At 68.6% G+C, this 21,958-nt stretch carries 21 protein-coding genes and 1 riboswitch; of the genes, 19 read left to right on the forward strand and 2 right to left on the reverse strand.

Annotation, left to right across the window (positions count from 1 at the left end; all coding sequences use genetic code 11):
* The first annotated feature begins 27 nt into the window (after positions 1-27).
* From QTI45_RS22900 to QTI45_RS22925, 6 genes are all read left to right on the forward strand, one after another.
* Entirely contained in the window at positions 28-465 is a 438-nt protein-coding gene (locus tag QTI45_RS22900) for a YchJ family protein (protein WP_286370142.1), read from the forward strand.
* A 216-nt stretch (positions 466-681) separates the two neighbouring features.
* The gene (locus QTI45_RS22905; protein WP_286370141.1) at positions 682-1,518 is read left to right on the forward strand and encodes a DUF3047 domain-containing protein; all 837 of its coding nucleotides are present in this window, start codon (positions 682-684) and stop codon (positions 1,516-1,518) included.
* Between the two features lie 43 nt (positions 1,519-1,561).
* A complete protein-coding gene (locus QTI45_RS22910) occupies positions 1,562-2,542 on the forward strand; it encodes a rhodanese-like domain-containing protein (protein ID WP_286370140.1) in 981 nt (326 codons plus the stop codon).
* A 27-nt stretch (positions 2,543-2,569) separates the two neighbouring features.
* Positions 2,570-2,675, forward strand: a riboswitch (TPP riboswitch).
* A gap of 81 nt (positions 2,676-2,756) precedes the next feature.
* Positions 2,757-4,637: a phosphomethylpyrimidine synthase ThiC gene (gene thiC, locus QTI45_RS22915; protein ID WP_286370139.1), complete on the forward strand. Its 1,881-nt coding sequence runs from the start codon at positions 2,757-2,759 to the stop codon at positions 4,635-4,637.
* Between the two features lie 55 nt (positions 4,638-4,692).
* Positions 4,693-5,385, forward strand: a complete 693-nt coding sequence (locus QTI45_RS22920; protein ID WP_286370138.1) for an HAD family hydrolase — start codon at positions 4,693-4,695, stop codon at positions 5,383-5,385.
* Between the two features lie 5 nt (positions 5,386-5,390).
* Positions 5,391-6,767, forward strand: a complete 1,377-nt coding sequence (locus QTI45_RS22925) for a patatin-like phospholipase family protein (protein ID WP_286656003.1) — start codon at positions 5,391-5,393, stop codon at positions 6,765-6,767.
* Between the two features lie 9 nt (positions 6,768-6,776).
* Here QTI45_RS22925 and QTI45_RS22930 read toward each other — a convergent pair whose 3' ends face one another.
* Together QTI45_RS22930 and QTI45_RS22935 are read right to left on the reverse strand one after the other, a co-directional pair.
* Positions 6,777-6,980 carry a hypothetical protein gene (locus QTI45_RS22930; protein WP_286370136.1) on the reverse strand — a complete coding sequence of 68 codons (204 nt, stop codon included), beginning with the start codon at positions 6,978-6,980 and terminating at the stop codon, positions 6,777-6,779.
* Between the two features lie 89 nt (positions 6,981-7,069).
* Positions 7,070-8,062 carry an AraC family transcriptional regulator gene (locus QTI45_RS22935; RefSeq protein ID WP_286370135.1) on the reverse strand — a complete coding sequence of 331 codons (993 nt, stop codon included), beginning with the start codon at positions 8,060-8,062 and terminating at the stop codon, positions 7,070-7,072.
* 171 nt (positions 8,063-8,233) lie between these two features.
* Here QTI45_RS22935 and QTI45_RS22940 point away from each other — a divergent pair, with 171 nt between their 5' ends.
* The 13 genes from QTI45_RS22940 to QTI45_RS23000 all read left to right on the forward strand — a co-directional run bounded on the left by QTI45_RS22940 (position 8,234) and on the right by QTI45_RS23000 (position 21,957).
* Positions 8,234-9,406 carry an isovaleryl-CoA dehydrogenase gene (locus QTI45_RS22940; protein ID WP_286370134.1) on the forward strand — a complete coding sequence of 391 codons (1,173 nt, stop codon included), beginning with the start codon at positions 8,234-8,236 and terminating at the stop codon, positions 9,404-9,406.
* Between the two features lie 10 nt (positions 9,407-9,416).
* Positions 9,417-11,120: an AMP-binding protein gene (locus QTI45_RS22945; RefSeq protein WP_286370133.1), complete on the forward strand. Its 1,704-nt coding sequence runs from the start codon at positions 9,417-9,419 to the stop codon at positions 11,118-11,120.
* The gene (locus QTI45_RS22950; RefSeq protein ID WP_286370132.1) at positions 11,117-12,727 is read left to right on the forward strand and encodes a carboxyl transferase domain-containing protein; all 1,611 of its coding nucleotides are present in this window, start codon (positions 11,117-11,119) and stop codon (positions 12,725-12,727) included. The genes QTI45_RS22945 and QTI45_RS22950 overlap by 4 nt, the downstream gene beginning before the upstream one ends.
* 5 nt (positions 12,728-12,732) lie before the next feature.
* Positions 12,733-13,245, forward strand: coding sequence for a DinB family protein (locus QTI45_RS22955; RefSeq protein WP_286370131.1), 513 nt, complete (start codon positions 12,733-12,735; stop codon positions 13,243-13,245).
* A complete protein-coding gene (locus QTI45_RS22960) occupies positions 13,242-14,036 on the forward strand; it encodes an enoyl-CoA hydratase/isomerase family protein (protein ID WP_286370130.1) in 795 nt (264 codons plus the stop codon). The genes QTI45_RS22955 and QTI45_RS22960 overlap by 4 nt, the downstream gene beginning before the upstream one ends.
* A complete protein-coding gene (locus tag QTI45_RS22965) occupies positions 14,033-14,704 on the forward strand; it encodes a DUF4126 domain-containing protein (RefSeq protein ID WP_286370129.1) in 672 nt (223 codons plus the stop codon). The genes QTI45_RS22960 and QTI45_RS22965 overlap by 4 nt, the downstream gene beginning before the upstream one ends.
* Positions 14,697-16,691 carry an acetyl/propionyl/methylcrotonyl-CoA carboxylase subunit alpha gene (locus QTI45_RS22970; RefSeq protein WP_286370128.1) on the forward strand — a complete coding sequence of 665 codons (1,995 nt, stop codon included), beginning with the start codon at positions 14,697-14,699 and terminating at the stop codon, positions 16,689-16,691. The genes QTI45_RS22965 and QTI45_RS22970 overlap by 8 nt, the downstream gene beginning before the upstream one ends.
* Positions 16,692-16,715: 24 nt before the next feature.
* Positions 16,716-17,645, forward strand: a complete 930-nt coding sequence (locus tag QTI45_RS22975) for a 2-hydroxyacid dehydrogenase (protein WP_286370191.1) — start codon at positions 16,716-16,718, stop codon at positions 17,643-17,645.
* A 118-nt stretch (positions 17,646-17,763) separates the two neighbouring features.
* Positions 17,764-18,684, forward strand: coding sequence for a hydroxymethylglutaryl-CoA lyase (locus QTI45_RS22980; protein WP_286370127.1), 921 nt, complete (start codon positions 17,764-17,766; stop codon positions 18,682-18,684).
* A 60-nt stretch (positions 18,685-18,744) separates the two neighbouring features.
* The gene (locus QTI45_RS22985) at positions 18,745-19,233 is read left to right on the forward strand and encodes a YbaK/EbsC family protein (protein WP_286656004.1); all 489 of its coding nucleotides are present in this window, start codon (positions 18,745-18,747) and stop codon (positions 19,231-19,233) included.
* A gap of 53 nt (positions 19,234-19,286) precedes the next feature.
* Positions 19,287-19,481, forward strand: coding sequence for a DUF1289 domain-containing protein (locus QTI45_RS22990; RefSeq protein WP_286370190.1), 195 nt, complete (start codon positions 19,287-19,289; stop codon positions 19,479-19,481).
* Positions 19,478-20,122 carry a 2-hydroxychromene-2-carboxylate isomerase gene (locus QTI45_RS22995; RefSeq protein WP_286370125.1) on the forward strand — a complete coding sequence of 215 codons (645 nt, stop codon included), beginning with the start codon at positions 19,478-19,480 and terminating at the stop codon, positions 20,120-20,122. Before QTI45_RS22990 ends, QTI45_RS22995 begins: the two co-directional genes overlap by 4 nt.
* A 143-nt stretch (positions 20,123-20,265) precedes the next feature.
* A complete protein-coding gene (locus QTI45_RS23000) occupies positions 20,266-21,957 on the forward strand; it encodes an MFS transporter (RefSeq protein ID WP_286370124.1) in 1,692 nt (563 codons plus the stop codon).
* The last annotated feature ends 1 nt before the right edge of the window (position 21,958 follow it).

Genomic DNA, 21,958 nt, shown 5'->3' on the forward strand with positions numbered 1-21,958 from the left:
GAACTTTCCCCCACCTACCCCTCCTTCATGTCCGCATCCCCCTCCAGCCCCGCCCGTGTTCCCTGCCCTTGCGGGCGTCGTGACCGGAGGGAGCTGCCGCTGGTCTACGCCCAGTGCTGCGGGCGCTACGTGGACGATTTCGAGAACACGCCGGCACCGGACGCCGAGTCGCTGATGCGCTCGCGCTATACCGCCTTCGTGCGCGAACAGGCCGGGTACCTGCTGGCCACCTGGCACGCCTCGACGCGCCCGGCGACGCTGGATTTCGAATCGGGCGTGAAATGGCTTGGGCTGGACGTCCGGTCGCGCTCGGTACTCGACGCCGACCATGCGGAGGTCGAGTTCGTGGCCCGGCAGCGCAGCAGCGCCGGCGTGGCGACCCGCTTGCACGAGCGCAGCCGCTTCGTGCGCGAGGAAGCCGGCCTCCACAATCGTTGGTATTACGTCGACGGCGATCTGAACTGAGCGCGCAGGCGGCCGGAAGCAGCTTTCAGCCATGTGGGGCTTGGCTCGGTTGCTATTTATTTGGTAGCAATCGAGGTCGATTGTGTCCGAAGGGGAGACAGTGCGATTCCTTTTGGCCTATTTATTTCGGCGCCCGCCGGCCTCACACTTCGTGCCAGTCGGTAGAGCGTCCAAGGCGTTTCGTCCGGCCCCCAACCCAGGACGAAAAGGTCACCCATGCACAGCAGGACGATGCCGAAGACAGGCTTGCGGCGCCGGGTCGCCGCCTTGGTGTTGCCGGCCCTCGCGGCGCTGCTGTCGATGGCCGCTCCGGCCGCCGCCAGCGCCGACGATGGCATGGTCCTGACGCCGTTCTCCAGCGCCCGCGGCAGCGAAGCCCCTGCGCCCTGGCGCTTCACCACCTTGCCGAACAAGGCCGCCACCCGCTTCGAAGTGGTGCAGCAGGACGGCCAGCGGGTGCTGAAGGTGGACGCCGACCAGTCCTACGGGAATCTGGTGCATCCGACCCAAACGGTACTGAACGCCAACACGACGCTGGCCTGGCGCTGGCGCGTGGAGGCCTTCGTGCAGGACGCCGACCTGCGGACCCGCGCCGGGGACGATGGTGCGGCCAAGGTCTGCGTCTTCTTCGATTTCCCGACCGACCGGCTGCCGGTCGGCGAGCGCACCCGGCTCGCCCTGGCGCGCCGCACGACCGGCGAGCAGGTTCCGAGCGAGGCCCTGTGCTATGTCTGGGACAACAAGGAGCCCAAGGGCAGTTCGCTGGTGAACGCCTTCACCAAGCGGGTGCGCATGGTGGTGCTCGAATCGGGGCCGGCCGCGCGTCCGGGTGCCTGGGTCGCGGAACGCCGCAACCTGCTGGCCGACTACAAGCGCGCCTTCGGCGACGAGGCCGGCGACGCCACGCCCGACGTGGTGGCGGTGGCGATCTCGGCCGATGCGGACAATACGCACGGCCACGGCATTGCCTATTTTTCCGACCTGGTGCTCCTGGGCAGCGCCTCCGCGCAGCAGGCCACGACCGCGCCCGAGCGGCCCACCCAGGGGGAATAGCGCAGTTCTTGCCCACACTCTGAAGCCATCGGTTCCGTTTCCCATGAACGACTTCGTCGCACTCCTCGCCAGCCAGGGCGCCTTGCTGGTGTTTGCCGCCACGCTGGCGACGCGCCTCGGCGCGCCGGTGCCGGCGGTGCCTTTCCTGATCGTCGCCGGCGGGCTGACGGTCGGCGGCCAGCTGTCGGTCGTCGCGGTGGTGCTGGCCGCGGTGCTCGGCAACATCCTCGGCGACGGCGTCTGGTTCCTGGCCGGGCGGCGATGGGGCTATCGCGTGATGCGGCTGCTGTGCCGGATCTCGCTGTCGGCGGACTCCTGCGTCAAGCGCAGCGAGTCGATCCTCGGGCGCTGGGGCGGCCTGTCGCTGATCGCGGCCAAGTTCGTGCCCGGCGTGTCGGTGGTGGCGCCGCCGATGGCCGGTGCGCTCGGCATGTCGAACCTGCGCTTCCTGTCCTATGAAACCGTGGCGGCGCTGATCTGGACGCTGGGCTTCTTGTTCGTCGGCCGGATCTTTCACGCGGCGATCCAGGACGTGCTGGCGGTGATCTCCAACATCGGCCTGGGCGCGCTGGCGATCGGCGTGCTGCTGCTGGCGGCTTTCATCGGCTGGCGCTATCGGCAACGCCGGCTGGCGCAGCAGGCCGACGACATCGAGCACATCCAGGTCGAGGCCCTGCGCGAAGCACTGGCGGCGGGCGCCGGCCCGACGCTGATCGACGTCCGCTCCGACGAGGCGCGCGCGCTCGATGCACGGGCCATCCCGGGCGCGATCGGCATCGGGCTCAAGCAATTGCCCAAGCGGCTCGGTGCCTTCGCCGACGGCCGCGAGCTGGTGGTCTTCTGCGACTGCCCCGACGACGCCTCGGCGATCGCGGCAGCCCGTGTGCTGACGGCTGCCGGGCTGCCGCGCGTGCGCGTGCTGGCCGGCGGGCTCGACGCCTGGATGGCGCTGCATGCGGTCGAGGCGCCGGAGACCGAGCCGATCCGGGTGGTCGCGCCGCTCGCGGCCGCACACTCCACTTGATCCCGCGCCGGCAGGCGGCCTAGAATCGGCCCCGCTCCGGGGTGTACGCAGTTGCGTGCTGAGATGGCCAAGTGGCCGAACCCGCGAACTTGAACTGGTTCATACCAGCGTAAGAAGAGCTGCGACTCCCGGCACCCCCATTCCCGTTCGAGGAAGGATGCCGTCCAGAGGCATCGCGGAGCACCCGTTGTTTTTCCAAACAGGAGTGCCCCGCATGAATGCCATCGACAAGTTCGCTTCCCTGCTCACGCTCACGCGCGAGCCCTTCCCGGCCTCGACCAAGGGCGCCATCGCCGGCAGCCGGCCCGACCTGCGGGTGCCGGTGCGCGAAGTGGCGCTGACCAACGGCGAGCAGGTCTCGCTCTACGACACCTCGGGCCCCTACACGGATCCGGCGGCCGACATCGACGTCCGCCGCGGTCTGCCCGGCGTGCGCGACGGGTGGATCTCCGAACGCGGCGACACCGAAAGCTACGAGGGCCGCGTGCACCTGGCGCTCGACGACGGCGCCACGCATGCCGACCGCGATGCCCAGCGCATCGCCGAACTGCGCGCCGGCGCCGCCGCGCTGCAGCGCACGCCGCGGCGCGCCAAGGCCGGTGCCAACGTGACGCAGATGCACTACGCACGCCGCGGCATCGTCACGCCCGAGATGGAATACGTCGCCCTGCGCGAGAACGGCCGCCGCGAATGGATGGCCGAGTACATGGCCGACGAGGCGCGCGAGAAGCGGCTGGCCGGCAACCCCATGGGCGCCCGCATCCCGAAGATCATCACGCCCGAATTCGTGCGCGACGAAGTGGCGCGCGGCCGCGCGATCATCCCGGCCAACATCAACCACCCGGAAGTCGAGCCGATGGCGATCGGGCGCAACTTCAAGGTCAAGATCAACGCCAACATCGGCAACTCGGCGGTCACCTCGAGCATCGAGGAAGAGGTCGAGAAGCTGGTGTGGGCGATCCGCTGGGGTGCCGACAACGTGATGGACCTGTCGACCGGCCGCAACATCCACACCACGCGCGACTGGATCGTGCGCAACAGCCCGGTGCCGATCGGCACCGTGCCGATCTACCAGGCGCTCGAGAAGGTCGGCGGCGTGGCCGAGGACCTGACCTGGGAGATCTACCGCGACACGCTGATCGAGCAGGCCGAGCAGGGCGTCGACTACTTCACCATCCACGCCGGGCTGCGCCTGCCCTTCATCCACCTGACGGCCGACCGCCGTACCGGCATCGTCTCGCGCGGCGGCTCGATCATGGCCAAGTGGTGCATCTCGCACCACAAGGAGAGCTTCCTCTACACCCACTTCGAAGACATCTGCGACATCATGAAGGCCTACGACGTGAGCTTCTCGCTCGGCGACGGCCTGCGCCCGGGCTGCGCCTCGGATGCCAACGACGAAGCCCAGTTCGCCGAGCTGCGCACCCTGGGCGAGCTGACGCAGATCGCCTGGAAGCACGACGTCCAGACCATGATCGAAGGGCCCGGCCACGTGCCGATGCACCTGATCCAGGCCAACATGGACGAGCAGCTGAAGCATTGCCACGAGGCGCCGTTCTACACGCTGGGCCCGCTGACCATCGACATCGCGCCCGGCTACGACCACATCGCCAGCGCGATCGGCGCCGCGATGATCGGCTGGGCCGGCACCGCGATGCTGTGCTACGTCACGCCCAAGGAACACCTGGGCCTGCCGGACCGCGACGACGTCAAGCAGGGGATCATCGCGTACAAGATCGCGGCGCATGCGGCCGATGTCGCCAAGGGCCATCCGGGCGCGCGCTCGCGCGACGATGCGCTGTCGAAGGCGCGCTTCGAGTTCCGCTGGCAGGACCAGTTCAACCTCGGCCTCGACCCCGACACCGCACGCGAGTTCCACGACGAGACCCTGCCCAAGGACAGCAGCAAGGTGGCGCATTTCTGCTCGATGTGCGGACCGAAGTTCTGCTCGATGAAGATCACGCAGGAGGTGCGCGAATACGCGGCGCAGCGCGGCATCGAGGCGACCGATGCGGTCGAGGACGGCATGGCCGGCAAGTCGGCCGAGTTCAAGGCCGCGGGCGGCGAGATCTACATTCCGATCCAGCCGGCGTAGCTTGAAGCACTGAGTCGTCATGCTGCCGTGGGGCGAGCTTGTTAGGATCGCTCCCATGAAAGCACCTCCCTTCGACGCCGTCCTGTTCGACTGCGACGGCGTCCTGGTCGATTCCGAACCCATCACCAACCGGGTGCTCGCCGAGATGCTCGGCGAGCTCGGCTGGAAGCTCAGCACCGAGGAGTCGATGCGGATCTTCACCGGCAAGGCGGTCAAGGACGAGGCCGCGCTGATCGAGGCCAGGACCGGCTTCGCGATCACGCCCGAGTGGCTGCACGGCTTCCGGGGCCGACGCAACGAGGCGCTCGAGCGCGACCTCGTCGCCATCCCGAACGCCGCGCCGGCCGTGCGCGCCCTGCATGCGGCGCTGGACGGCCGCATCGCCTGCGCCTCGGGGGCCGACCGCCACAAGGTCGAACTGCAGCTGGCCAAGATCGGCATCCTCGACTGCTTCGAGGGCCGCATCTTCAGCGGCCACGAAACGCCGCGCTCCAAGCCGGCGCCCGACGTCTACCTGGCCGCGGCCGCCGCGCTGGGTGTAGCCCCGGCGCGCTGCGCCGTGGTCGAGGACACGGTCACCGGCGCCATGGCGGGCGTTGCGGCGGGCGCCACCGTCTTCGGCTACAGCCCGACCGACCTGGGCCACAGCGGGCCCGAGGCGCTGCGTGCGGTCGGCGTGGCGCAGATCTTCACCGACATGGCGCAGCTGCCGGCACTGCTCGCCGACTGGCGCCCCGCCTCCGCCTGAGAGCCGTGCACGGCTTGCGCGCGCTCTGTGGTCTCTTGATCGCTGCCTGCGTGGCGGGCTGCTCGTCGCTGCGGCCCTGGCTCAACGAGCCCCTGACCGAGCGGGCGCCACCGGCCTCCGTGATCATGGCGCCGGAGTCGGGCCGCGACCCGACGATCCTGGTGGCCGTTGCGCTGTCCGGCGGCGGTGCGCGCGCCGCCGCCTTCGGCTACGGGGTGCTCGAGGAGCTGCGGCGCACCAAGTTCGACCTCAACGGCCGCCACTCCGACCTGCTCGACGCCACCGACGTCATCAGCGGCGTCTCGGGCGGCAGCATCCTGGCGGCCTACTACGCGGCCTTCGGCGCCGACAAGCTGCAGAACTTCGAGCGCGACTTCCTGCGCCAGAACTTCCAGAACAGCCTGATCCTGCAGGCGCTGCGTCCCGGCAGCCTGTACGACCTGACCTCGCCCTGGTATGGCCGCAGCCACCTGCTGGCGCGGCGCCTCGACGAGATCTACGAGGGCAAGACCTACGCCGACATCGAGCGCAACACGCGCCATCCGCAGCTGGTGATCGCCGCCACCGACATGTCGCTGGGCACGCCCTTCGAGTTCACTGCCGACCAGTTCGAGCTGATCTGCTCCGACCTGCAGAGCGTCCCGCTGTCCTTCGCGGTCGCCGCGTCGTCGGCGGTGCCGATCCTGCTGAGCCCGCTGACGCTCAAGAACTATTCGCAGGAATGCCGCGACCGGGGCATCGTGCCGCGGCTCGCCATGCGCGGCGGCGGCAACTACCGGGCCCGCATGTTCCGCATGCAGGCCAACAGCTATCTGGATGCCCAGAGCCGTCCGTTCATCCACCTGGTCGATGGCGGCGTGGCCGACAACCTGGCGGTGCGCCGCCTGCTCGACCGCGCGCTGGTCGGCGGCGGCCTGCGCGAGAGCTTCGAGGAGGTCGGCATTCCGCGCGGCAGCGTGCGCAAGCTGATCGTGATCAGCGTGAACTCGGCCCGTGATCCGGCCAACAACATCGACCAGAGCGACCGCGTTCCCGGCGTTCGGGGGGTGGCCGACACGCTGCTGTTCGGTGCCGGCGCGCGCGCCACGCTCGAGACGCAGGAGTTCCTGCTCGACACCGCCCGGCAGTGGCGCGAGGACCTCAAGACGCGCAGCCCCGAAGGCTTCGATGCCTTCGCGCCCGATGCCGAGATCCATGTGGTGCAGGTCAACCTGCGCGACGCCGCCGACGGCGAATTGCGGCAGCGGCTGCTGCAGGTGCCGACCGCGTTCTCGATCACCGACGAAGAAGTGACGCGGCTGATCGCGGCGGGCCGCAGCGTGCTGCAGCGCTCGCCCGATTTCCTGGCCTTGAAGAGATCGCTGGGCGCGGCCCGGGATTGAGGCGCAGGCTCAGGCGTTGCCGCGCGGCAGCGTGGCCTTCGCCATCGTGGTGAGCGACAGCGTCATCGCCTGGGCCCGGTCGGCCCACATGCGCGACACCAGCAGGTCGGCGTTTTCGGTCACGAAGCCGCTGTTGCGGGTGCGGCCCGAGGTGGCGATGAAGTCCATCAGGTCTGCGAAAGCGTCGCTGTCGGTGTCGGGGATCTGCTGCATGCGGCGATGGTAGGGCGGGCCGTGACGCCTTCCTGTCGGACGGCATCGCACCAGACGGTTCCGGGCACACTATTTCACGAATCTGCCTTTCAGTTACGCAAGGGCAGTCCCTGGCGCCTGAAGGTGCCGGGCGCGACGCCGGTCCAGGCGCGGAAGGCGCGGGAGAAGCTTTTCTCATTGCGAAATCCGACCGCCAGCGCGATCTGCTTGATCGGCCGGTCGGTGCGGCGCAGCTGGTCGGCCGCGGTTTCGTGCCGGATCTCGTCCTTCAGCGCCTGCAGCGACACGCCTTCCTCCATCAGCTGTCGGTGCAGGGTGCGGCTGGACAGGTTCAGCAAGGTCGCCAGCGCCTCGGCGGTGGCGGCTTCGGCGGTACGGCTGCGCAGCAGTTCGCGCACCCGCTGGCCGAGCAGGCGGTCGCGGCGGTATTGGAGCACCGTGAGCGGCAGGGCGCGGCGCAGCATGGTGCGCAGCGACGCCTCGTCGCGCCGCAGCGGCAAGGCCAGGTAGCGCGGGTCGAAGCTGTAGCTGGCCTTGTCGGCGCCGAAGCGCAGGCTGCCGCCGAACATCAGCGGGTAGGCCTCGCGGTGCGGCGGCGCCTCGAACGGAAAGGCGGCGGCGTTCAGCGACACCCTCGAATCGATGGCCCAGCAGGCGTAGCCATGCAGGAAGCGCAGGTTCGACACCAGGCAGAACTCGCGGAAGTCGCCGAGCGGGCGGTGCTCGGTGATCGACACCGTCGCCAGGCCATCGGCGACCGAGAGGTCCAGCCCGATGTCGTCGGTCAGCAAGCGCAGGTGCCGGCACCAGCGCTTGATCGCCACGCCCAGGTCGGGCGCCCCCAGCGAGGCCCGGCACAGCATGCCGTAGCTGCCCCAGGGCAGCCGGCGCCGGAACCATCCGAGCGCCTCGTCGTCGAGCTGCTGCATCGCGAAACCGGACAGCAGCTCGAACTGGGCGGCGGTCACGCGCGCGGCCGGATCGGCGAGTTCATGCGGCGCGATCTGTGCCTCCGCGAGGGCCGCGCAAGGGTCGACCCCATAGCGCTCGTAGGCCCGCACGATCGCTTGCACGAAGGCCATCGGCGTGGCTGCGCGTCGTGTGCTCTGGAGGGGTGACGAGGGCATGCGGATTGGCAGATTGGGTGGCGCGATTTGCAACCATTGTGGCGCCAAATGCACCGGCACACAGCGTAAGCTGCGAGCTGCCGCCCGGGAGAGTTCCGGCGCGGACCCGACCAAGGAGACAAACCCATGCACGATCCCGGCCTGAACTTCGACCTGGGCGACACCATCGATTCCCTGCGCGACGCGATCCAGGACTTCGCCGCCCACGAGATCACGCCGCGCGCCGCCGACATCGACCGCGAGAACCTGTTCCCGGCCGACCTCTGGAAGAAGCTCGGCGACCTCGGCCTGCATGGCATGACCGTGAAAGAGGAATACGGCGGCACCGAGCTCGGCTACCTGGCGCACATCGTGGCCATGGAAGAAGTCTCGCGGGCCTCGGCCTCGGTCGGGCTGTCCTACGGCGCGCATTCCAACCTGTGCGTGAACCAGATCCACCGCAACGGCAGCGAGGCCCAGAAGAAGAAGTACCTGCCCAAGCTGGTGAGCGGCGAGCACGTGGGCGCGCTGGCGATGAGCGAGCCCAATGCCGGCTCCGACGTGGTCAGCATGAAGCTGCGGGCCGAGAAGAAGGGCGACCGCTACGTGCTCAATGGCGGCAAGATGTGGATCACCAACGGCGGCGATGCCGACACGCTGGTGATCTACGCCAAGACCGAGCCCGAGATGGGCGCCCGCGGCATGACCGCCTTCATCGTCGAGAAGGGCTTCAAGGGCTTCTCGGCCGGCACCAAGCTCGACAAGCTCGGCATGCGCGGCTCCAACACCTTCCCGCTCTACTTCGACAACTGCGAGGTGCCCGAGGAAAACGTGCTGGGCGGCGAGGGCATGGGCGCCAAGGTGCTGATGAGCGGCCTCGACTTCGAGCGCGCGGTGCTCTCCGGTGGCCCCCTGGGCATCATGGCGGCCTGCATGGATGCGGTGCTGCCCTTCGTGCACGAGCGCCAGCAGTTCGGCCAGAGCATCGGCGAATTCCAGCTGATGCAGGGCAAGCTGGCCGACATGTACTCGACCTGGCAGGCCACGCGCGCCTACGTGTACGCGGTCGGCAAGGCCTGCGACCGCAGCGACCACGCGCGCACCTTCCGCAAGGACGCGGCCGGCGCCATCCTGTACTCGGCCGAGAAGGCGACCTGGATGGCCGGCGAGGCGATCCAGGCGCTGGGCGGCGTGGGCTACACCAAGGACTTCCCGGTCGAGCGGCTCTGGCGCGACGCCAAGCTCTACGAGATCGGCGCCGGCACCAGCGAGATCCGGCGCATGCTGATCGGCCGCGAACTGTTCGCCGAGACCGCCTGACGGAGGCGCGATGAACCCGACGCTGAGCATGGCGCAGGGCGCCACCGACACACCGCTGATCGAACAGACCCTCGGCGACTTCTTCGACGACATGGCGGCCCGGCAGGGCGACCACGAAGCGCTGGTCAGCGTGCACGAGGGCAAGCGCTACAGCTACCGCGAACTCCGGCGCGAAGTCGACCGTCTCGCCAGCGCCTTGCTGGGGCTGGGGCTGGTGCCGGGCGACCGGGTCGGCATCTGGTCGCACAACAACGCGCCCTGGGTCCTGATGCAGCTGGCCACGGCCAAGGTCGGCATCGTGCTGGTCAACATCAACCCGGCCTACCGCACCTCTGAGCTCGAATACGCGCTCAACAAGGTGGCGTGCAAGGCGCTGGTCACGATGAAGAGCTTCAAGACCAGCGACTACGTCGGCATGCTGCGCGAGCTGGCGCCCGAGCTGTCCGATGCCGCGCCCGGCGCACTGAAGGCGGCGCGGCTGCCGCACCTGCGCACCGTGGCATGGATCGATGCGGCCGGCGCCGAAGGCGAGCTGCCGGGCCTGATGCGCTTCTCGGCGCTGCACGACAGCGGCGATGCCGACGACCCGCAGGTCGACCTGATCGCCAAGACGCTCAAGGCGAGCGATCCGATCAACATCCAGTTCACCAGCGGCACCACGGGCTTCCCCAAGGGCGCGACGCTGACGCATCGCAACATCCTCAACAACGGCTTCTTCATCGGCGAATGCATGCGGCTGTCGCCGGTCGACCGCCTGTGCATCCCGGTGCCGCTCTACCACTGCTTCGGCATGGTGCTGGGCAACCTGGCCTGCATCACGCACGGCGCCACCATCGTCTATCCGAACGACGGCTTCGACCCGCTGGCCGTCATGCAGACCGTGCAGGACGAGAAGTGCACCGGCCTGCACGGCGTGCCGACCATGTTCATCGCCGAGCTCGACCATCCGCGCTTCAAGGAATTCGACTTCTCGACCTTGCGCACCGGCATCATGGCCGGCTCGCCGTGCCCGACCGAGGTCATGAAGCGGGTGGTCGACCAGATGCACCTGCGCGAGATCACGATCGCCTACGGCATGACCGAGACCAGCCCGGTGAGCTGCCAGAGCTCGACCGACACGCCGCTCGAGAAGCGGGTGTCGACCGTCGGCACGGTGCAGCCTCACCTGGAGATCAAGATCATCGATCCGGTCACGGGCGAGCTGATGCCGCGCGGCAGCTCGGGCGAGTTCTGCACCCGCGGCTATTCGGTCATGCACGGCTACTGGGAAGATCCGGAGAAGACCCGCGAGGCGATCGACGCCGAGGGCTGGATGCACACCGGCGACCTCGCCACCATGGACGCCGAGGGCTACGTCAACATCGTCGGCCGCATCAAGGACCTGGTGATCCGGGGCGGCGAGAACATCTACCCGCGCGAGATCGAGGAGTTCCTGTATCGCCATCCCAAGGTGCAGGACGTGCAGGTGGTGGGACTCCCCGACAAGAAGTACGGCGAAGAGCTCTGCGCCTGGATCATCGCCAAGCCGGGCCAGAGCGTGACGGCCGACGAGGTGCGCAAGTTCTGCAAGGGCCAGATCGCGCACTACAAGGTGCCGCGCTACATCGAGTTCGTGACCGAGTTTCCGATGACGGTCACGGGCAAGATCCAGAAGTTCAAGATTCGCGAAGCAATGAAGCACCAGCTGGGGCTGGACGAGGACAAGACTGCATGAAGCTCGAGACCCAACTCAACGCCCGCTCGGCGGAATTCCAGGCCAACGCGACCGCGATGCGCGCGCTGGTCGACGACCTGCACGTGCAGTTCGCCAAGGTCGAGGCCGGCGGCGGCGAGGCCGCGCGCAGCAAGCACACGGCGCGCGGCAAGCTGCTGCCGCGCGACCGCGTGGCCCAGCTGCTGGACCCGGGCACGCCCTTTCTCGAAGTGGCGCCGCTCGCCGCGCATGCGATGTACCACGGCGCAGCGCCCGGCGCGGGCCTGATCGCCGGCATCGGCCGGGTCAGCGGCGTCGACTGCATGATCGTCTGCAACGACGCCACCGTGAAGGGCGGCACCTACTACCCGGTCACGGTCAAGAAGCACCTGCGGGCGCAGGAGATCGCCGAGCAGAACCGGCTGCCCTGCATCTATCTGGTCGACTCCGGCGGCGCCAACCTGCCGAACCAGGACGAGGTCTTTCCCGACCGCGACCACTTCGGCCGCATCTTCTACAACCAGGCGCAGATGAGCGCCCAGGGCATCGCGCAGATCGCGGTCGTGATGGGCTCCTGCACCGCGGGCGGCGCCTACGTGCCGGCGATGAGCGACGAGAGCATCATCGTCAAGAACCAGGGCACCATCTTCCTGGGCGGCCCGCCGCTCGTGAAGGCGGCCACCGGCGAGGTCGTCACCGCAGAAGACCTGGGCGGCGGCGACGTCCACACGCGGCTGTCGGGCGTGGCCGACCACCTGGCGCAGAACGACCTGCATGCGCTGGCGCTGGCGCGCTCGGCGATCGCCAACCTCAACGCCCGCAAGGCCGCGGCCGAGGCGCCGCCGGCGGCTGCGATCCGCGCGCCGGCCTTCCCGGTCGACGAGCTCTACGGCGTCATCCCCACCGACACCCGCAAGCCCTTCGACGTGCGCGAGATCATCGCCCGCATCGTCGACGGCAGCGAGTTCCACGAATTCAAGTCGCGCTTCGGCAGCACGCTGGTCTGCGGCTTCGCCGAGATCGAGGGCATGCCGGTCGGCATCGTCGCCAACAACGGCATTCTGTTCAGCGAGTCGGCGCAGAAGGGCGCCCACTTCATCGAGCTGTGCTGCCAGCGCAAGACGCCGCTGGTGTTCCTGCAGAACATCACGGGCTTCATGGTCGGGCGCAAGTACGAGAACGAGGGCATCGCGCGCCACGGCGCCAAGATGGTGACCGCGGTGGCCACCGCCAACGTGCCCAAGTTCACGATCATCATCGGCGGCAGCTTCGGCGCCGGCAACTACGGCATGTGCGGGCGTGCCTATTCGCCGCGCTTCCTTTGGATGTGGCCCAACGCGCGCATCAGCGTGATGGGCGGCGAGCAGGCCGCGAGCGTGCTGGCCACGGTCAAGCGCGACGGCATCGAGGCCAAGGGCGGGCAGTGGAGCGCCGAGGAGGAAGAAGCCTTCAAGTCGCCGATCCGCCAGCAGTACGAGGTGCAGGGCCATCCGTACTACGCCACCGCGCGCCTCTGGGACGACGGCATCATCGACCCGGCCGACACGCGGCGCGTGCTGGCGCTGGGCCTGGCGGCGTCGCGCAATGCGCCGATCCCCGAGCCGAAGTTCGGCATCTTCCGCATGTGAGCGCCATGACGCTCGCGAACTACTTCGCCAGCCTGGCCCGCTACCACGTGTGGGCGACCGAGCGGTTGATCGGGTCGAACCTGGCGGGCCTGTCCGATGCGGACTGGCACCGCGAATGCGGCCTCTACTTTCGCTCGGTGCACCGCACGGTCAACCATCTTCTGGTGACCGACGACATCTGGTTCGCTCGTTTCGCCGAAGGCCGGTCGCTGCGCCTGCCGCTGGACACCGAGCTGCACGCGGATCGCGGCGAGGCCTGCCATGCGCTGGGTCGGGCCGTGCAGCGATGGAGCCCCTGGCTGGCGGAGCAGGCGCCCGAGCGTTTCGACGGCGATCTCGCCTACACCCGCAACAACGGCGACGCGGTGCGCATTCCATTCGCACCGGCGCTCGGCCATGTCTTCAACCACGCGACGCATCATCGCGGCCAGCTCAGTGCCGCGCTGACCGCCATGGCCCGGCCCGGCCCTGAGCTCGACTGGGTCTATCTGCTGCAACAGGAAGCGAAATCCTCATGAGCACGTCCTTCACCAAGCTGAAGCTGTCGATCGACGGCGCGATCGCCCGCATCTGGCTCGACCAGCCCGAGGCGCGCAATGCCTTCGACGACATCGTGATCGCCGAGCTGACGCAGGCCTTCACCGAGGCCGGTGCCGCGCCGCAGGTCAGGGCGATCGTGCTCGGCGCCAACGGCCCGGCCTTCTGCGCCGGCGCCAACCTCAACTGGATGCGGCGCATGGCCGACTACACGCGCGACGAGAACATCGCCGATGCCGGCAAGCTGGCCGAGATGCTGCGCACCATCGCCGACTGCCCCAAGCCCACCATCGCGCGCGTGCAGGGCGACGTCTATGCCGGCGGCATGGGCCTGGTCGCCGCCTGCGACATCGCGGTCAGCGTCGACAGCGCCTGGTACTGCCTGAGCGAAGTCAAGATCGGCCTGGTGCCGGCGACCATCAGCCCCTACGTGCTGCGCGCGATGGGCACGCGGGCGGCGCAGCGCTGGTTCCTCACGGCCGAGCGCTTCGCGGCCGCCGAGGCGCATCGCATCGGCCTGGTGCACGAAGTGGTGGCGGCCGACGCGCTCGATGCCAAGGTGGCCGAGATCGCGCGGGCGCTGACCGGTGCCAGCCCGGCCGCGGTGCGGGCCTGCAAGACCTTGATTGCCGACGTGGCGGGCCGGGAGATCGACGATGCGCTGATCGCGAAGACGGTCGAGGGCATCGCCGACATCCGCGCCAGCGACGAGGGGCGCGAGGGCGTGCAGTCGTTCCTGCAGAAGCGCAAGCCTTCCTGGTTGAATCCATGAACTCGCTCGACATGCCGCAACTGCTCGCGCTGGCCGCCGCGCTCGGCTGGGCCAGCGGCGTGCGCCTGTACCTGGTGGTGCTGCTGACCGGCCTCGCCGGCTATCTGGGCTGGATTCCGTTGCCGAGCGGCCTGCAGTTGCTCGCGCACCCGGTGGTGCTGGCGGCCAGCGGCTTCATGGTCTTCGTCGAGTTCTTCGCCGACAAGATCCCGGGCCTCGATTCGATCTGGGACATGGTCCATACGGCGATCCGCATCCCTGCCGGGGCTGCGCTCGCGGCGGGTGTGTTCGGCGCCGACCACGCGGCGATGGCGCTGGTGGCGGCCCTGCTCGGCGGCGGCTTCGCGGCCACCGCGCATGCGGCCAAGGCCACCACGCGGGCCGCGATCAACACCTCGCCCGAGCCTTTCACCAATGTGGGCGCCTCGCTGGTCGAGGACACGGCGGTGCCGGTCGGCCTGTGGCTGGCGGTGGCGCATCCGCTGGTGTTCGGGCTGCTGTTCATCGCCGTGCTGGTGCTCAGCGTCTGGTTGATCCGCAAGAGCTGGCGCTTCCTCAAGTCCTTGTTAGGCCGTGTGGCGCGGATCTTCAGCGGCCGGTCCGATCCCGGCGTGGTGCCCGCCTTCCAGCTCAAGAAAAATCCTCCTGGAGACTCATCGAATGTTTAAGAAGATCCTGATCGCCAACCGTGGCGAGATCGCTTGCCGCGTGGCTTCGACGGCGCGCCGCATGGCCATCCGGACGGTGGCGGTGTACTCCGACGCCGACGCCCACGCCAACCACGTGCGCGCCTGCGACGAGTCGGTGTACCTCGGCGGCAGTGCGCCCAAGGACAGCTACCTGCGCTGGGAGAAGATCCTCGAGGCCGCCAAGGCCACGGGCGCCGAGGCGGTGCACCCGGGCTACGGCTTCCTGAGCGAGAACGAGGAATTCGCGCAGGCCTGCGCCGATGCGGGCCTGGTCTTCATCGGCCCGCCGCCGTCGGCGATCAAGGCCATGGGCCTCAAGGCGGAGTCGAAGCAGCTCATGGAGAAGGCCCGTGTGCCGCTGGTGCCGGGCTACCACGGCAGCGACCAGGACCCGGCGCTGCTGCAGCGCGAGGCCGACCGCATCGGCTACCCGGTGCTGATCAAGGCCAGCGCGGGTGGCGGCGGCAAGGGCATGCGGGTGGTTGAGAAGGCCGCGGACTTTGCCGCGGCGCTGGCCTCGTGCCAGCGCGAGGCGATCAACAGCTTCGGCGACGACGCGGTGCTGATCGAGAAGTACGTGCAGCGGCCGCGCCACATCGAGATCCAGGTCTTCGGCGACACGCAGGGCAACTACGTCTACCTGTTCGAGCGCGACTGCTCGGTGCAGCGCCGCCACCAGAAGGTGCTTGAAGAAGCGCCCGCGCCCGGCATGACCGAGGCGATGCGCAGGCAGATGGGCGAGGCGGCCGTGGCGGCGGCGCGGGCCGTGAACTACGTCGGCGCCGGCACGGTGGAATTCATCGTCGAGCAGCGCGGCGACGCCGAGATGAATTTCTTCTTCATGGAGATGAATACGCGGTTGCAGGTGGAGCATCCCGTGACCGAGGCGATCACCGGGCTCGACCTCGTCGAGTGGCAGCTGCGCGTGGCTTCGGGCGAGGCATTGCCGCTGAAGCAGGAGCAGCTGCAGATCCATGGCCACGCGATCGAGGCGCGCATCTGCGCCGAGAACCCCGACAACAATTTCCTGCCCGCCACCGGCACGCTGCGCGTCTATCGCAAGCCTCAGGCGACGGCCTTCCAGCGCAGCCGCGTGCGCATCGACGACGGTGTGCGCGAAGGCGGCGTGATCTCGCCCTTCTACGATTCGATGATCGCCAAGCTGATCGTGCACGGCGCCACGCGCGAGGAAGCGCTGGCCCGGCTCGACCTCGCGCTGGCGCAGACCCACATCGTCGGCGTGGCGACCAACGTGCAGTTCCTGCGCGGCATCCTGCGCACCGATTCGTTCGCCAACGCGAAGCTCGACACCGCACTGATCGAGCGCGAGCGCGCCGTGCTGTTCGACCAGGAGCCGCTGGGCCTGCCGCTGGCGGCCGCGGCATCGATCGCGCGCACGCTGCTGGCCGAAGCGGCGAGTGCCAATGGCGATCCCTTCAGCCGGCGCGATGGTTGGCAGTCGCATGGCGTGGCGACGCGGCCCTTCGAATTCGAGTTCCGCGGCGAGCTGAAGAGCGCCACGCTGCGCTACCTGCACGATGGCGCGCTGTGGCTGCAGGTCGGCGACGTGGCCGGGCCGTTGGTGATCGGCAGCTTTCCCTCGGGCGAGCTCGAACTGCAGTTCAATGGCCAGCGCCACACGCTCGATGTCTACCAGGACGAAGACACGGCCTATGTGTTCGGCGCCGCGGGCGCGACCCGGATCCTCGCCATCGACCGCCTCGCGCATGCGGGCGAGACCCATGCCGAAGGCGGCCGGCTGACTGCGCCGATGCCCGGCAAGGTCGTGTCCTTCGCGGTCAAGGCCGGCGACAAGGTCAGCCGCGGCCAGCCGCTGGCCGTGATGGAGGCGATGAAGATGGAGCACACGATCGCGGCGCCGGCGGATGGCACGGTCGAGGAGCTGCTGTACGTGCCGGGGGACCAGGTCGCCGAGGGGGCCGAGTTGCTGCGCATCGCGGTTTAAGCTTCGGAGATGACTTCCTCCCCGATCCGAATCACCGTCTGCCTGACCGACAACCGTCCCGATCCCTGGATCGAGGGCCTCCGCGCCGCCCTGCCTGAAGCCGTGGTGGAGAACTGGACCCCCGGCGCCGCACCCGCCGACCATGCCGTGGTCTGGGCGCCGCCGCAGCAATTCCTCGACGAGCAGCCGGCACTGCGCGGGCTGTTCAACATCGGCGCCGGTGTCGATGCGCTGCTCAAGCTCAAGGTGGCGCCGCAGACCCAGGTCGTTCGGCTCGACGATGCCGGCATGTCGGTGCAGATGGCCGAGTACGTCTGCCATGCGCTGTTCCGGCATTTCCGCGAGTTCGATGCCTACGAGGCCGAGGCGCGAGCCGGCCGCTGGAGCTATCGCAAGCCGCGCGAGCGCAAGGATTTCGCGGTCGGCGTGATGGGGCTAGGCGTGCTCGGCGAGCGCGTGGCCAAGGCCGTGGCGCAGTTCGAGTTTCCGGTCAACGGCTGGAGCCGGTCGCCCAAGCGGATCGAAGGGCTGCACTGCTTCGCCGGCGAGTCCCGCTTCGACGACTTCCTCGGTGCCAGCCGCGTGCTCGTGAACCTGCTGCCGCTGACCCCCGAGACGCGCGGCATCCTGAACCGCGACACGCTGTCGAAGTTGAACGGCGGCCGCTCCGGCGGCTACCTGATCAACGTGGCGCGCGGCGCCCACCTGGTCGACGACGACCTGATCCCGCTGCTCGACAGCGGCCAGCTCGCGGGCGCCACGCTCGATGTCTTCAATGTCGAGCCGCTGCCGGCCGGACATCCGTTCTGGTCGCATCCGAAGATCATGGTGACGCCGCACGGCTCGGCGCGGACCGAGCGCGACACGTCGATCGCGCAGATCGCGGGGAAGATCCGGGCGATGGAGCGCGGGGAGGCGGTGGCGGGCGTGGTGGACGCGGCGCGGGGGTATTGAACATTGCCCGGTTCGGCCCACAGATGATCCCCGCCTGCCCAAATCCCACTGAGCGCCATGCCGATCCGGATGCGGAGAAAATGGCTGCTGCACCTTTCTCACCGACTGCGAGCGCCCCATGAACCTCCCCTCCAAAGTCAAGATCGTCGACGTCGGCCCGCGCGACGGACTCCAGAACGAGAAGCAACCCGTGCCGGCCGAGATCAAGATCGGCCTCGTGCACCGGCTGCAGGACGCCGGCCTGACGGAGATCGAAGTCACGAGCTTCGTCTCGCCCAAGTGGGTCCCGCAGATGGCCGACAACGCCGAAGTCATGCGCGGCATTCGCCGCAAGCCCGGCGTGCGCTATTCGGTGCTGACGCCCAACATGAAGGGCTTCGAGGCCGCGATCGCCGCGCCGCGCGAAGAGTGGCCCGACGAGATCGTGGTCTTCGGCGCCGCCAGCGAAGCCTTCAGCCAGCGCAACATCAACTGCTCGATCGCCGAGAGCATCGAGCGCTTCCGCCCGGTGGTGGCAGCGGCCCGCGAACACGGCATCCATGTGCGCGCCGCCATGTCCTGCGCCGTGGGCTGCCCCTACGAAGGCGAGATCGCACCGTCGCGGGTCGACATGCTGGCCGGCCTCCTGAAGGAGATCGGCGTGCAGCACGTCGGTGTGGCCGACACCATCGGCGTCGGCACGCCAGTCAAGGTTCAGCGCGCGATCGAGGCCACGCTCAAGCACTTCGGCGTCGACGACATCTCGGGCCACTACCACGACACCTACGGGCAGGCACTGGGCAACACGCTGGCCAGCCTCGAGATGGGCGTCTGGCAGTACGACACCTCGTCGGCCGGCCTCGGCGGCTGCCCCTACGCCAAGGGCGCGACCGGCAACGTCGCGACCGAGGACGTGGTCTACATGCTGCATGGCATGGGCATCGAGACCGGCATCGACCTCGACAAGCTGATCGACGCCGGCGTCTACATCAGCGAGGCGCTGAGTCGCGAGCCGAACTCGCGGGCCTCCAAGGCGATCCGCAACAAGAGGACCGTCTGATGACATGCCCCCACGCTCATCGCTTCGCTTATCGCTGCCCGTGGCCGGGCGGGCATTGACATGTGCGGTGCCGAGTTGACCTCGTTGCCCGAGGGCGTGCAGCGCGTCGCCCGACTGCTGCAGGACAAGGGCCATCCGCACGCGCCGCAGATGCTCGACGACGCCGCGCGCACCGCTCAGCAGGCCGCCGATGCCCTTGGCATCGAGGTGGCGCAGATCGCCAAGAGCATCGTCTTCCGGCGCAAGTCGGACGATGCCGCGGTGCTGGTCGTGACCTCGGGCGACAAGCGCGTCGACGAGAAGAAGGTCGAGGCGCTGGTCGGCAAGCTGGGGCGCGCCGATGCCGAGTTCGTGAAGTCCCGCACCGGCTTCTCGATCGGCGGCGTCTCGCCTTTCGCGCATGCCACCGCGCCGGTGATGCTGATCGACCGCGAGCTGTTCCGCTTCGAGGAGATCTGGGCCGCGGCCGGCCATCCGCGCGCGGTGGTGCGCCTGCATCCGCAGCAGCTCGAAGGCCTGACCGGCGCGCCGGTCGAGGATGTGGTGTGAGCGTCATCGCCACGTTGTCGACGCTGCCCGAGCGCGCGCTGGCAGCGCGCGCCATGGCCCGCGACCTGCCGTCGCCCTGCATCTCGATCTGCCGCATGGACGCCTCCAGCGGCTTCTGCGAAGGCTGCCTGCGCACCATCGCCGAGATCGCCGGCTGGAGCCGCATGGACGACGCCGGCAAGCGGAGCGTCTGGCGCGCCATCGAACTGCGCGCCGAGGCCGGCTTCGGCGCAGGGAGCACGCCGTGAAGCACATCAGCTTCCATCTCGACTTCATCTCGCCCTATGCCTACCTGGCCTTCGAGCACCTGCCGCAGGCGCTCGAGGGATCGAGCTACAGCGTGGCCTACCGGCCGGTGCTGCTCGGTGCGCTGCTCAAGCACCATGGCCAGCTCGGGCCGGCCGAGATCCCGGCCAAGCGCAGCTGGACCTACCGCCACGTGCTGTGGCTCGGCCAGGCACACGGCATTCCGATCCGGATGCCCGCGACCCACCCCTACAACCCCTTGCCGCATCTGCGGCTGGCGCTGGCGACCAGCGCCGACGGCGACATCAGCCGGCAGGTGGCCGAGACGGTGTTCCGCGATGTCTGGCGCAGCGGCGAGGAGCCCGGCGACGCGACGCGCCTGGCGGCGCTGGCGGCGTCGCTGCGGCAACAGCGCGACGCGGGCGGCGACGCGGTCAAGTCGCAGCTCAAGGCCAGTACCGACGACGCCATCGCGCGGGGCGTTTTCGGCGTGCCGGCCTTCGAGGTCGATGGCCGGCTGTTCTGGGGCTTCGACGGCCTCGCGATGCTGCGCGCCTACCTGCGCGGCGAAGCCTGGTTCGACGGCCCGGATTGGGCGGCCGCCGACCAGCGTCCATCGCTGCTGCGCAGCAGCAATAAGTAGTTTTACTGCGATCTGAAACGTAAGGCGCGGGTTACACCCTAATTCGTCAGCCGCCGTTCAGTTTCGCGACAGCCTCGGGTCAGTCGCCACTCCAAGAATGCTGCACGTCCCACGCCGTGGGCGCAAATTCAACAGGAGACGACATGGCAGCCACACTAGATTCAAGGGGAGCGGCAAACGTTCCCCGGCCCATGAGCAAGGAGGAGAAGAAGGTCATCTTCGCCTCGTCGCTCGGGACCGTTTTCGAGTGGTACGACTTCTATCTGTACGGCTCGCTCGCGCCCGTGATCGCGCGCCAGTTCTTCAGCGGCCTCGACGCCGGCGCGGCCTTCATCTTCGCGCTGCTTGCCTTCGCTGCCGGCTTCCTGGTGCGCCCCTTCGGCGCCATCGTGTTCGGCCGTCTCGGCGACATGATCGGCCGCAAGTACACCTTCCTGGTCACGATCCTGATCATGGGCCTGTCGACCTTCATCGTCGGCCTGCTGCCCAGCTACGCGACCATCGGCGTCGCGGCCCCCGTGATCCTGATCGCGCTGCGCATGCTGCAGGGCCTGGCGCTCGGCGGCGAGTACGGCGGTGCCGCCACCTATGTGGCGGAGCACTCGCCGCACGGCAAGCGCGGCGCCTACACCTCGTGGATCCAGACCACCGCCACGCTCGGCCTGTTCCTGAGCCTGCTGGTGATCCTGGGTGTCCGTGAAGGGATGGGCGAAGCCGCCTTCGCCGATTGGGGCTGGCGCATTCCGTTCCTGGTCTCGATCCTGCTGCTCGGCATCTCGGTCTGGATCCGGCTGTCGCTGTCCGAGTCGCCGGCCTTCCAGAAGATGAAGGCCGAGGGCAAGACCTCGAAGGCGCCGCTGGCCGAATCCTTCGGCCAGTGGAAGAACCTGAAGATCGTGATCCTGGCGCTGGTGGGCCTGACCGCCGGCCAGGCCGTGGTCTGGTATTCGGGCCAGTTCTACGCGCTATTCTTCCTGACGCAGCAGCTCAAGGTCGATGCGACCACCGCCAACCTGATGATCGCCGCCGCGCTGCTGCTCGGCACGCCGTTCTTCGTGGTCTTCGGCACGCTGTCCGACAAGATCGGCCGCAAGCCGATCATCATGGCCGGCTGCCTGCTGGCGGTCGTGACCTACTTCCCGGTCTTCAAGATGCTGACCGAGAACGCCAACCCCGACCTGGCGCGCGCGCAGGCCACGGCCGGCGTCGTCGTGACCGCCGATCCGCGTTCGTGCTCGTTCCAGGGCAACCCGGTGGCCCGCGAGATCGACTTCCGCAGCTCCTGCGACATCGCCAAGCGCTACCTGGTGCAAAACTCGGTGAGCTATGAGCGCGCCGACGGCCCGCCCGGCTCGCCCGCAGTGGTGAAGATCGGCAACGCGACCATCACGGCGCCGACCGGCAACGTGGTCAACAGCAAGTTCGACGAAGCCTCGGCCAAGGAGATCGCGGCCTTCAAGAAGAACGTCGCCGAACAGCTGAAGGCCGCTGGCTATCCGAGCAAGGCCGACCCGGCGAAGATCAACAAGGGCATGACGGTGGCCCTGCTGTTCTACCTGGTGCTGCTGGTGACCATGGTCTACGGCCCGATCGCTGCGATGCTGGTCGAACTGTTCCCGACCCGCATCCGCTACACCTCGATGAGCCTGCCGTACCACATCGGCAACGGCTGGTTCGGCGGCCTGCTGCCGACCACCGCGTTCGCGATCGTGGCCAGCACCGGCAACATGTACAACGGCCTCTGGTATCCGATCGTCATCGCCGCGATGACGCTGGTGATCGGCACCATCTTCATCCGCGAGACCAAGGACGTGGACATCTACGCCAACGACTGAC

Source organism: Variovorax saccharolyticus, from assembly GCF_030316765.1.
Taxonomy (GTDB): Bacteria; Pseudomonadota; Gammaproteobacteria; order Burkholderiales; family Burkholderiaceae_C; genus Variovorax; species Variovorax saccharolyticus.

Excerpts from the sequence above, each read along its gene's own strand:
- thiC (WP_286370139.1), top strand. The coding sequence starts at position 2,757 with ATGAATGCCATCGACAAGTTCGCTTCCCTGCTCACGCTCACGCGCGAG.
- QTI45_RS22940 (WP_286370134.1), top strand. The coding sequence starts at position 8,234 with ATGCACGATCCCGGCCTGAACTTCGACCTGGGCGACACCATCGATTCC.
- QTI45_RS23000 (WP_286370124.1), top strand. The coding sequence starts at position 20,266 with ATGGCAGCCACACTAGATTCAAGGGGAGCGGCAAACGTTCCCCGGCCC.
- QTI45_RS22970 (WP_286370128.1), top strand. The coding sequence starts at position 14,697 with ATGTTTAAGAAGATCCTGATCGCCAACCGTGGCGAGATCGCTTGCCGC.
- QTI45_RS22980 (WP_286370127.1), top strand. The coding sequence starts at position 17,764 with ATGAACCTCCCCTCCAAAGTCAAGATCGTCGACGTCGGCCCGCGCGAC.
- QTI45_RS22945 (WP_286370133.1), top strand. The coding sequence starts at position 9,417 with ATGAACCCGACGCTGAGCATGGCGCAGGGCGCCACCGACACACCGCTG.
- QTI45_RS22990 (WP_286370190.1), top strand. The coding sequence starts at position 19,287 with ATGGCCCGCGACCTGCCGTCGCCCTGCATCTCGATCTGCCGCATGGAC.
- QTI45_RS22935 (WP_286370135.1), bottom strand. The coding sequence starts at position 8,062 with ATGGCCTTCGTGCAAGCGATCGTGCGGGCCTACGAGCGCTATGGGGTC.
- QTI45_RS22955 (WP_286370131.1), top strand. The coding sequence starts at position 12,733 with ATGACGCTCGCGAACTACTTCGCCAGCCTGGCCCGCTACCACGTGTGG.
- QTI45_RS22985 (WP_286656004.1), top strand. The coding sequence starts at position 18,745 with ATGTGCGGTGCCGAGTTGACCTCGTTGCCCGAGGGCGTGCAGCGCGTC.
- QTI45_RS22920 (WP_286370138.1), top strand. The coding sequence starts at position 4,693 with ATGAAAGCACCTCCCTTCGACGCCGTCCTGTTCGACTGCGACGGCGTC.
- QTI45_RS22930 (WP_286370136.1), bottom strand. The coding sequence starts at position 6,980 with ATGCAGCAGATCCCCGACACCGACAGCGACGCTTTCGCAGACCTGATG.
- QTI45_RS22960 (WP_286370130.1), top strand. The coding sequence starts at position 13,242 with ATGAGCACGTCCTTCACCAAGCTGAAGCTGTCGATCGACGGCGCGATC.
- QTI45_RS22950 (WP_286370132.1), top strand. The coding sequence starts at position 11,117 with ATGAAGCTCGAGACCCAACTCAACGCCCGCTCGGCGGAATTCCAGGCC.
- QTI45_RS22905 (WP_286370141.1), top strand. The coding sequence starts at position 682 with ATGCACAGCAGGACGATGCCGAAGACAGGCTTGCGGCGCCGGGTCGCC.
- QTI45_RS22965 (WP_286370129.1), top strand. The coding sequence starts at position 14,033 with ATGAACTCGCTCGACATGCCGCAACTGCTCGCGCTGGCCGCCGCGCTC.
- QTI45_RS22900 (WP_286370142.1), top strand. The coding sequence starts at position 28 with ATGTCCGCATCCCCCTCCAGCCCCGCCCGTGTTCCCTGCCCTTGCGGG.
- QTI45_RS22910 (WP_286370140.1), top strand. The coding sequence starts at position 1,562 with ATGAACGACTTCGTCGCACTCCTCGCCAGCCAGGGCGCCTTGCTGGTG.